Origin of the sequence: Halomonas sp. IOP_14 (genome assembly GCF_021021315.1) — a bacterium.
Taxonomy (GTDB): Bacteria; Pseudomonadota; Gammaproteobacteria; order Pseudomonadales; family Halomonadaceae; genus Vreelandella; species Vreelandella titanicae.
Window position 1 is genome coordinate 59,508 of record NZ_JAINWD010000041.1, and the last position, 9,005, is coordinate 68,512.

The 9,005-nt window shown below is 54.6% G+C and carries 12 protein-coding genes; 5 read left to right on the forward strand and 7 right to left on the reverse strand.

Features of this window, described 5'->3' with window-relative positions; translation table 11 throughout:
* Positions 1 to 121: 121 nt before the first annotated feature.
* The 7 genes from K7H09_RS20185 to K7H09_RS20215 form a co-directional block, all read right to left on the reverse strand.
* Positions 122 to 853, reverse strand: coding sequence for an SDR family oxidoreductase (locus tag K7H09_RS20185; RefSeq protein WP_022523411.1), 732 nt, complete (start codon positions 851 to 853; stop codon positions 122 to 124).
* 67 nt (positions 854 to 920) lie between these two features.
* On the reverse strand, positions 921 to 1,901 hold the full coding sequence (locus K7H09_RS20190) for an ABC transporter permease (RefSeq protein WP_027959478.1): 981 nt from the start codon (positions 1,899 to 1,901) through the stop codon (positions 921 to 923).
* Positions 1,898 to 3,400 (reverse strand): sugar ABC transporter ATP-binding protein, encoded by a 1,503-nt coding sequence (locus K7H09_RS20195; RefSeq protein ID WP_022523413.1) that lies wholly within the window; start codon positions 3,398 to 3,400, stop codon positions 1,898 to 1,900. The genes K7H09_RS20190 and K7H09_RS20195 overlap by 4 nt, the downstream gene beginning before the upstream one ends.
* 62 nt (positions 3,401 to 3,462) lie before the next feature.
* Positions 3,463 to 4,401 (reverse strand): ABC transporter substrate-binding protein, encoded by a 939-nt coding sequence (locus tag K7H09_RS20200; protein WP_027959476.1) that lies wholly within the window; start codon positions 4,399 to 4,401, stop codon positions 3,463 to 3,465.
* 262 nt (positions 4,402 to 4,663) lie between these two features.
* Positions 4,664 to 5,392 carry an SDR family oxidoreductase gene (locus K7H09_RS20205; RefSeq protein ID WP_022523415.1) on the reverse strand — a complete coding sequence of 243 codons (729 nt, stop codon included), beginning with the start codon at positions 5,390 to 5,392 and terminating at the stop codon, positions 4,664 to 4,666.
* A gap of 406 nt (positions 5,393 to 5,798) precedes the next feature.
* Positions 5,799 to 6,209: a hypothetical protein gene (locus K7H09_RS20210; RefSeq protein ID WP_041159500.1), complete on the reverse strand. Its 411-nt coding sequence runs from the start codon at positions 6,207 to 6,209 to the stop codon at positions 5,799 to 5,801.
* Between the two features lie 201 nt (positions 6,210 to 6,410).
* Positions 6,411 to 6,914 (reverse strand): hypothetical protein, encoded by a 504-nt coding sequence (locus K7H09_RS20215; RefSeq protein ID WP_230805731.1) that lies wholly within the window; start codon positions 6,912 to 6,914, stop codon positions 6,411 to 6,413.
* A gap of 260 nt (positions 6,915 to 7,174) precedes the next feature.
* On the opposite strand from K7H09_RS20215, the gene K7H09_RS20220 reads away from it, so the two are divergent.
* The 5 genes from K7H09_RS20220 to K7H09_RS20240 all read left to right on the forward strand — a co-directional run bounded on the left by K7H09_RS20220 (position 7,175) and on the right by K7H09_RS20240 (position 9,004).
* Positions 7,175 to 7,507, forward strand: coding sequence for a hypothetical protein (locus K7H09_RS20220; RefSeq protein WP_230805733.1), 333 nt, complete (start codon positions 7,175 to 7,177; stop codon positions 7,505 to 7,507).
* A gap of 46 nt (positions 7,508 to 7,553) precedes the next feature.
* The gene (locus K7H09_RS20225; RefSeq protein ID WP_230805735.1) at positions 7,554 to 7,838 is read left to right on the forward strand and encodes a metallophosphoesterase; all 285 of its coding nucleotides are present in this window, start codon (positions 7,554 to 7,556) and stop codon (positions 7,836 to 7,838) included.
* Positions 7,835 to 8,212, forward strand: a complete 378-nt coding sequence (locus K7H09_RS20230; RefSeq protein WP_230805737.1) for a hypothetical protein — start codon at positions 7,835 to 7,837, stop codon at positions 8,210 to 8,212. Before K7H09_RS20225 ends, K7H09_RS20230 begins: the two co-directional genes overlap by 4 nt.
* A 106-nt stretch (positions 8,213 to 8,318) precedes the next feature.
* Positions 8,319 to 8,729: a VRR-NUC domain-containing protein gene (locus tag K7H09_RS20235; RefSeq protein WP_230805739.1), complete on the forward strand. Its 411-nt coding sequence runs from the start codon at positions 8,319 to 8,321 to the stop codon at positions 8,727 to 8,729.
* The gene (locus tag K7H09_RS20240) at positions 8,729 to 9,004 is read left to right on the forward strand and encodes a hypothetical protein (protein ID WP_230805741.1); all 276 of its coding nucleotides are present in this window, start codon (positions 8,729 to 8,731) and stop codon (positions 9,002 to 9,004) included. The genes K7H09_RS20235 and K7H09_RS20240 overlap by 1 nt, the downstream gene beginning before the upstream one ends.
* Position 9,005 lies beyond the last annotated feature (1 nt).

The following is a 9,005-nucleotide window of genomic DNA, read 5'->3' on the forward strand; positions in this document are numbered from 1 at the left end:
ATGGGTGTTCAGCCGTAATGGCCTGGTCATAGGCAGCGACGCGGTCGGGTTCGGGATTCTCGTCAAGAGGCTCTGAGCACCACAGTCCACACCGATATACATGTCAGGTTCCTTTTTGGGGCTAGTGAGACGTGAAGCCTCCATCGACCGGCAGGCAGGCTCCGCTGATCATCGACGCGGCCGGGCTGAGAAGGAAGGCAACCGGAAGGGCGACTTCCCTGGGAGTGGCAAAGCGCCCTAGGGGAATGGCGGCCAGCATCGGGTTGCGCTTGGCGGGATCGGCCCAGGCACGTTCGGCCATGGGGGTCAGGGTCACCGTCGGGTTGACACTGTTGACGCGGATGCCTTTGGAACCCAGCTCGAGGCACAGCACACGAGTCATGGCATCCATGGCTGCTTTAGACGCGCAATAGCCTAGGTGGCCGGGCAGAGCGGCCATGGATGCTTGGCTTGAGACGTTGACAATGCTGCCCTGACGGCCGTGCGCGATCATGTGGCGAGCCGCTTCCCGTGCCACCACGGCACTGGCAGTGACGTTCGTGTTCATAATGTTCTCGATATCTTTCGCCTTGAAATCCAAGACATCGTCGAGGATCGAGATACCGGCACAATTGACCAGGCCATCGAGGACGGGCATCTCGGCGAAGGCCACGACAACCGCGGCCTCATCGGTGATGTCTACGGCCAGGGTGCGTGCCCCCAGCTCTTTCTCAAGTTTGGCTAGCTGATCCCGGTTGCGACCAAACAGCACCAGTTCGGCACCGAGTTCAGCCAGAGACCGCGCGATATCGAGGCCGATGCCGCTGGTCGCTCCCGTAACGAGGATGCGTTGGTTGTGGAGTTCGAAGTTCATGATGTAGCGTCACTCGCTCGATTTGTGGTTGGCATTTAGCCGATGCATGATCGGCATGAGCAGGGTCTCAGGGAGTCCGCTTGCGGCTAATGTAGATCGCCAACAGGATAATCAGGCCCTTGATAACGTTTTGGAGGTAGGGCGATACCCCCATCAGGTTAAGGCCGTTATTGAGCACGCCAAGCAGCATGGCGCCTACCAGTGTGCCTAGAATCATTCCTCGCCCACCAGTGATAGCGGCGCCGCCCAGTACTACGGCGGCGATGGCGTCGAGCTCGAAGCCGATCCCGGCGTTGGGTTGGCCGCTCATCAACCGAGAGGTCAAGATCAACCCGGCAATGGCCGCAGTCGTGCCACTCAGGGTGTAGACCAGCAACTTGTAGCGGGACACTCGGATACCGGATAGCCGAGTCGCTTCCTCATTGCCGCCAATGGCATACAGGTAGCGTCCGGTCGCAGTATGGTGGAGCAGCAAAAAGCCGAGTGCGTAGACGCTGATCATGATCAGTATCGGGGTTTCGATGCCGGCCAAGCTGCCGCGACCAAAGAAGGCAAATTCCGGGGGGAGGCCGGAAATTGGGTAGCCTCCGGTGTATATCAAGCCAAGCCCGCGGGCAATCCCCATAGTGGCCAAAGTGACGATGATGGGTGGCATGCCGGCAAAAGCAACAAAAAAGCCATTGAAAGCTCCGAAGCCTGCACCTACCAATACGCCTAGCAGGATGGCTAGCGACGGAGGAACCCCCGCCACCATCAGCCCAGCCATTACCGTTCCCGACAAGGCCATTACCGGGCCCACGGAGAGGTCGATGCCGCCGGTGAGAATAGCTAGGCTCATCCCCACAGCTATGATGGCGATGATCGAGGTCTGACGCACCAGATTGGCTTGGTTGCTTATGGTTAGAAAGTTGTCGTTGATGGTCGACATGGCAATGAAAACGACGATGAAACCGATCAGCGGGTAGAAGATTGGAGTACGGCGCCAACTGGCCAGCCGCATCTTGAGGGGCTGGTGAGTGTTGCCGGGTATTGAGTCGAGCTGGCTCATGAGCTGAGTCCCCCCGTGGCGTGATGCATGATGGATTGTGAATTGAGATCGTTGCCTTGCAGTTCGGCGGCGATCTGTCCCTGGTAGAAGACCGCTGCGCGATCGCATAGACCAAGAATTTCCGGGAGTTCGGACGAAATCATGATGATCGACACGCCTCGGGCAGTGAGCTCTTTCATTAAGGCGTAGATCTCTGACTTGGCGCCGACGTCAATGCCGCGGGTGGGCTCATCGAAGATCAGCACCTTACACTGGTGGCCCAGCCAGCGGGCGATAACAACCTTCTGCTGGTTGCCGCCGCTGAGATTGCCCACTGGGGTTTCGGGGCTGGGAGCCTTGACGCGGACTGCCTTCATCAGATCGGCGGCAGTACTGGACTCTTGGCGGCGCTTGATCAGTGGCAAAGCACTCTGAAATTGTGTCAGATTGTTCAGGGTGATGTTTTCGCGACAAGAGAACGGTAGGATCAATCCCTGGATCTTTCGGCTTTCCGGTAGGAGGCCGATCCCCTGCTTCAGGGCGGTGGCGGGGTGTAGGAGTTTAGTTGGCTTGCCCTCTATAAGGATTTTGGCATGCACGGGGCGCGTCGCACCGATCAGCCCCATAGCCAGTTCTGTGCGGCCCGACCCCACTAAGCCAGCAAAGCCCAGGATCTCGCCGCGGTAGAGCTTCAATGAGTGTTCGGGGCCATTGACATCAAGGCGCAGGGATTCAATGTCTAATACCACATCGTTATAATCGGCATCGCTACGCTGTTCGGGATAAAGATTCTCAACACGGCGGCCGACCATTTTCTCGATTAGGTCGTCGGGGGTAGTCGAGACGACGTCGCAGTCGTCGACCTTCTCACCGTCACGCATCACGGTGACACGATCACAGATGGTGAATATCTCTTCCATGTGGTGTGATATGAATACCATGCCGACCTGTTGCTCGCGCAGTTTGCGCATGATGGTGAACAGGTGATCTGCTTCGCTAGGCGTGAGGGTTGCTGTCGGCTCGTCGAGGATCAGGATGCGCGCTTTCAGTGACAGGGCCTTGGCGATCTCGATGAACTGCTGGTCGGCGACACTCAAGTCGGCGATGGGGCGGTCTAAGGGGATCGAGACCTTGAGGCGGTCTAGCAGGTGCTGCGCCTCGGCGATCATGCTGCGCCGGTCTCGCAGCCCGAACCTGTTACGCAATTCACGCCCAAGGAAGATATTATCCACGGCGTCCAGGTCGGGGATCAGGCTGAATTCCTGGAAGATGATACCGATGCCCGCGTTGAGGGCGTCTTGGTAGCCATGGAAATTGCATACCTCGCCATTGATGTTGATCTCACCTTCATCTTGTCGGTAGATGCCGCAGAGAATTTTCATCAGAGTCGACTTGCCGGCCCCGTTTTCGCCAAGCAGGGCATGCACCTCGCCAGCATGGACATCGAGCGATACATCCGTGAGGGCCCTCACCCCGGGAAATGACTTCGAGATGTGTCTCAGGGAAAGTAATGGAGTCATAGGGATACCCTCGTGCGCTGCCCGTCGGGGGCAGCACACGTCATCATCGTCGGTGGGAGGGGTTACCAGCTAAAGTCAGCGGCCTTGTCGCGGTCGATCAGTTGTACGTCGATGGGAATTTCCGCGGGCGCAGTTTCTGCACCCCAGTGCTTAGCCAGCGCCAGGCCGAGCCCTACACGCACCATGTCTGCGGGATATTGCGCTGAGGTGGCAATGAACGGGGAATCAGCCTTCTGGATCTCCGCTACTGCCTCGGGATGACCGTCGACGCTGACCAGCTTGATGTCCTGACCACTGGCCTCAATGGCTATCAGAGCGCCCAGCGCGCCGATATCGTTGACGCTGAAGAGACCATTTAGATCCGGGTTTGCCTGGATGATGTTCTCGGTGACTGTCATCGCATGGGTACGCTCCTGACGGCCATTCTGTTTGGTTACGATCTCGATGCCATCGTACTCATTAAGCGCGTCGGAGCAGCCTTCAATACGTTGCAGGATCGGCACAACCGGAATGCCATCCAGTAGGGCTACCTGACCTTCACCATCGAGTTGTTGGGCGAGGTATTCGCAGGCTAAGTAGCCGGCGTCATAGTTCTTGGAACCCACGAAGCCATCCACTGGGCCCTCTGCCTGGGCATCTATCGCGACCGTGGTGACGCCTGCTTCTCGGGCAGACAACACCGCCGTTTCAACCCCGACGGAGTCGGCAGGGTTGAGCAGCAGGATATCGATGCCACGTTGGATCATGTCCTCTACGTCGCTGACCTGCTTGGAGACATCGTGGCGTGCATCGGTGACAATCACCTCAGCCCCCAGGCTCTCTGCGGCGGTCTCGAGTGCCTCCTGCATGGTCACAAAATACTCGTTGTTGAGCTCCTGGAAGGACATGCCGATTGTCAGAGTATGCTCATCGGCTGCTGCGGTTCCTGCTACAAAGGCGGCTGCGCAGGCGGCGACAAGAGCCGTTTTGCGAAAATTTGCGGTGATCTTATTAATTTTCATTGTTAACTCCGTGATTGTTATTGTTTCTCTTAAAGGTTTTTCAATGTTGACAAAGCTCTTAATGTTAACGTCAACAATTTGAAGACTATGTGCCCTTCAGAGGTTGGTCAACGGTCATACGACCAATGTCTATTCCTCTAAGATTTTACAAATGATCAAAGCGTTCATGCGAAGTGTTTATTCAAAACTGTAAGAGGTTGTAAGGCTGGTTGATCTGATTAAGCTGAAGAAACACCTTAATAGTTGTTGGATTGAATGCTTCTTACATATCAAAGTTGCTAGGCAAAACAACCATATCTCGGATGGTTACATTTCGGGGGCGAGTAAGCATGAACATAATCGCATCAGATACATCCGTTGGTTCGATAATGCTGCCGGATTCTTTTGCCTTGCGTAGATTTTCTTCTGGCCAATCGGCGAGCAATGCACTATTTACAGGCCCAGGAGACACCGACGCCATGCGAATACCGTGCTTGTTGATCTGACGACGAGTAGTCTGAACGAAGCTATTGATGGCCCACTTGGAGGAAGCATAGACTGGCTCCCAGGGAACCGGAAAGTGCCCCGCAACGGAGCTTGTCACCATAATATCGCCCGTGCGACGTTCGATCATGTAGGGTAAGACGTTATGGACATTTTTAATCACCACATTAACATTGAGGTTCAGCATTCTGTCGATGGCGGCAGGGGAGGTGTCGATCAAATCGCCGCCAATATAACTACCCGCATTAGCATGAAAGATATCTAACTGTCCTGCCTTCTCTAAGATTTGTGAGAGGAGAGTGTCGCAGTCCTGTGGGTCAAGTAGGTCAATAACTAGGGGAAATGCAGCCTCGCCAAGTTCTTCACAGATGGTTTTCAGCGCAGCCTCATCTCTATCAATCATGACCACTTTGGCACCAGCGTCAATCATGGCCTTGGTAGTGGCAAGCCCGATACCTGATGCTGCGCCAGTAACGGCAGCAACTTTTCCAGTGAGTTCATTGGTCATCTTATAATCTCCTATATTCAGGTTCCTCGATTGACGAGGCCGTTTGGTTTCTGGAGTGGCTTGTGAATGATCCCGAGGTGTATCTGATGAGCAGGGTCTACTTTTGTGCTTACTCGTCTTTGGTTCATCTCCAAGGCGCATGCCGAGTGGGGCGAAAGTCTTTATGTTGACGTCAACATTCATAAAGCTATTCTCTATTTGAAAACGAATCAATGGGATTAAGACCAATGTCTAGGCTTTGGTATTTTGAAGAGGTGGAGCTAATCAATGACCCGAGAGTTGCCGTTGATCAGCATATGTCGATGTTTTTCTATGGGTGGGTGGTGCTGCAATTACCACTGTAACGGGCACTGGCGTGGCTTTCTATTCCCGAGCAAGCTTCCGAGGGACTGATGCAGATCAACTGTCATTCATGCGGTTGAATGAGTGCTTGGTAATCCGCCTTGGGCAGTGCCTGCAGGTTCATATACGACACGTGAACGGCCATTTCCGTCAGCGTGAACGTCGCCAGCTCGTCGATGAGCGAAAGGGCAAGGTCGTAGCTGGAGAGGCTGGTGGCAATGCCCGGTGTCCAGTGGTGAGATTTGATGGCGCGGGCTATCAGTACGTCTCGATCAGAGTCGAGGGGAAACGCGGCGCCTTGGTAGGCGTCACGCCAGTGGTCGCAATAACAAGCAACGACAAACTCTCTGAAGGTGTTAACCAGCATTTTGTGCAGTGCTTCGAGGTTTTCGACGCCCGACTCTGGCAGGTTGCTGTATTCCCGCTGCATCTGCTCGAGCTGATCCCAACGCTTGTGGTAGGCGGCCTTGTCCAACGCTTTCCCCTTATCCCTAGTTTAGAAGCCACCAATATAGCGATATTGGGTGACTTTGCTCAATTCTTCTTTGGCCTGAGGCTGGGCTTTCTATTTCTGGGAATTGCTATGATAAAGGCTCCGCCTATTCACCAATATCACATGGGAAGTAATGCAATGCTCCCCAAGCGATGGAGGGTAATGTTCGTTTTAAATCAAGCTCTAAGTGATCAGCTTCAATAAGCGTTCCCACTTGTTGAGAACAACCACTCCTTTTGTGCGCCCGAGCTGCACACAGGTATCGTTAAAAGCAGGCCTACGAAGGCCTTCTATATCGGGGAAGTCGATCAAAGCGATCCTGCACGTTTCACATTCGTATTCTTCAAAGCTGTAAGTCGTTTTCTTCATGTACAGCCTCTGAAAGCGTCGCCTTGCCTTGCGACATTGAGCTGCATGCTTTTTGGGATCTATTACAAAATCCAGCATGGTACTTACTGCAACAATGACACCACTGGTAGCGGTCAAAACCGTGTGCTCAGTGATCACTCCTGCAAAAGCAGCACTACCGCCAAAAAGACTGGTGAACGTGAACACGTTGGCCATCCTGCTAAAAAGTCTTTGCTGCAGTTGCATGTACCTAACCATGTAACAGGTGCCATCAATAGCCTCCTCGAACGACATTGGGTCGTGCCTTTCAGGAATACTGGGAAGGCTTACGTCTTTCATGTCATTAAATCCCTACTAGGAGCGTATGCAGACTTCGTCTTCAGGAAAGTCTGGATCATCAGGAAAACGAGGTTCTGGTCTGGGAATCCTGATCGGTGGAACACATGGGATTTGGCCCGGTGGATCCCATTCTCCTGCTTGGCATTTTTTTTGAAATTTCATCGTGTCTCTCCGTTACAGAATGTTAAGGAGGGAATGATCATTTCTAGTTTAGGACTGGTTTTAAAAAACCGCCTAATGTTTGTGGCCGGAGGTACTCCATGACCGAGAAAGGTGGGCAGCAGGCGCGTCGTGCCGCGTTATTGTGCCAAAACGTGCGATTTGGTTTGTACCTCGATTGCCGCCGCCGTCAGGCAAAAGCGCTTGAATATCGGCAATTGCCCGATGGTACCCACAGCCTGGAGGATCGCGCTGATTTCATCCGTCATTCGTGTCGCATCCAAAGCCGCGCCGAGCTGGATCATAACGACACGGCGCGGGCCATGCTGGAGCGGATCGTCGCTGACTACCAGCGTTGGGAGCGCCAGCAACGAATGCTCGACCAGATCGCTGGGGGCGTGAAGAGTTCAGAGGCGGAAGGGTTTGGGGGGTGATTTATCATCGTTCTATGGATTGGGAACTCGATCAGGAGCTAGGACTATGAGCTTGATTCAAAAGCACGGCCAGAACATGGATGGAAGAGATCTTATCATTGGTGATATTCATGGGCAGTACGACCTGCTACTTGAGTCCATGGCGCGCGTTGACTTCGATAAGTCAAAGGATCGGTTATTTTGTGTAGGTGACTTGATCGACCGGGGGGTGGATTCTTTCGAGTGCTTATCGCTAGCCTTTGAGCCTTGGTTTTTTGGCGTGCGTGGGAATCACGAGATGTTGGCATTGATGCGCTTGAGAATGGGGGAAGCGCCGAAGACCTTTGGATGATCAACGGCGGCACCTGGGCGATCACTGAGAACATGATCGAAGTCCGGCAAATTCTTCGTGAGGCGCTGAAGTATCTACCTTACGCCCGCCAGATAGATGTTTTGGGGCAGCAGGTTGGCATCGTTCATGCCGAGCCGCCTGCGGACTGGTCGCAGGTTGAGATGGCGGATGATGCAGGCAAAGTGGAAATGGTATGGGGCCGGACTCGTATAAAGCGTAGGGACACGACGCCAGTGGTCGGCATCGATGCTGTAGTGGTCGGGCACACCATTGTTGAGCAGCCTACTTGGCTGGGCAATGTGTTCTATATCGACACCGGTGCTTTTCATACGGGCCGGTTGACGTTGATCAATGCCCGGGAGGTGTTGGCATGAGCTGGCGCCAGCAAACCACGGCCAAAAAGCTACGCCGCCCTCGAGCACTGACCAAAAGCGGCGCGCCCGGGCAAAGCCTGTTGATTGGGAAGGGCAGGAGCAGGCGGTGCTTATCCGTTGGCTGTATGGCGAGAAGATGCGCGGCCACCCAGTAGGCGAGCTGTTCGACGCCACCTTCCATGTGCCCAACGGTGGCCAACGCAATAAGAAAACCGCGAGTGACCTCAAACGCCAGGGCGTAAAGGCAGGCGTGAGCGATCTCCCCGTTCGTCAGGCTCGCGGCGGTTGGTTTGGCTTGTACCTCGAGTTCAAGGCCACCCCGCCCAAGGATGCGCCGTTAGCCGATAGCCAATTTAAGTGGCTGGAAGATAGCGAGTACGAAGGTTATTGCGCTGTGCTGGCGCTGGGGCTCGAGGAGGCCAAGGCAGTGCTTAGGGAATACGCCAGTTGGCCCCGCACGCAAATAGTCGGCGAACGGCTGGCGCTGGACAGTGGTACCGAGTGGAGGAATGGGTAATGACACAGCAGAAGGGGAGCCAGATGCAGTTTGATGATTGGAAGCGTGTAGCAAACCCCTGGCGTGTCGTGGAGGCTGCGAAGATTGATGAACGAGCGCGTGATGCAGCGGTGTCCCGCATTATTGACACCATGCTGGAGCTCCAGCTGGATTACCGTCACGACAACCCTGGTTACCAGCCGTTCAGTGTGACGGCTCTAGCAGGTGAGGTACCTGGAGGCGGTAGTCGTAGTGACCAGGCCATGTTGACCTGGAAGCCTTCTTCGACCGAGTGAA

What these genes read in the sequence shown, in the direction of transcription:
- K7H09_RS20240 (WP_230805741.1), top strand. Translation starts at nt 8,729, where the DNA reads ATGACACAGCAGAAGGGGAGCCAGATGCAGTTTGATGATTGGAAGCGT.
- K7H09_RS20205 (WP_022523415.1), bottom strand. Translation starts at nt 5,392, where the DNA reads ATGACCAATGAACTCACTGGAAAAGTTGCTGCCGTTACTGGCGCAGCA.
- K7H09_RS20230 (WP_230805737.1), top strand. Translation starts at nt 7,835, where the DNA reads ATGATCAACGGCGGCACCTGGGCGATCACTGAGAACATGATCGAAGTC.
- K7H09_RS20215 (WP_230805731.1), bottom strand. Translation starts at nt 6,914, where the DNA reads ATGAAAGACGTAAGCCTTCCCAGTATTCCTGAAAGGCACGACCCAATG.
- K7H09_RS20185 (WP_022523411.1), bottom strand. Translation starts at nt 853, where the DNA reads ATGAACTTCGAACTCCACAACCAACGCATCCTCGTTACGGGAGCGACC.
- K7H09_RS20190 (WP_027959478.1), bottom strand. Translation starts at nt 1,901, where the DNA reads ATGAGCCAGCTCGACTCAATACCCGGCAACACTCACCAGCCCCTCAAG.
- K7H09_RS20225 (WP_230805735.1), top strand. Translation starts at nt 7,554, where the DNA reads ATGAGCTTGATTCAAAAGCACGGCCAGAACATGGATGGAAGAGATCTT.
- K7H09_RS20220 (WP_230805733.1), top strand. Translation starts at nt 7,175, where the DNA reads ATGACCGAGAAAGGTGGGCAGCAGGCGCGTCGTGCCGCGTTATTGTGC.
- K7H09_RS20195 (WP_022523413.1), bottom strand. Translation starts at nt 3,400, where the DNA reads ATGACTCCATTACTTTCCCTGAGACACATCTCGAAGTCATTTCCCGGG.
- K7H09_RS20200 (WP_027959476.1), bottom strand. Translation starts at nt 4,401, where the DNA reads ATGAAAATTAATAAGATCACCGCAAATTTTCGCAAAACGGCTCTTGTC.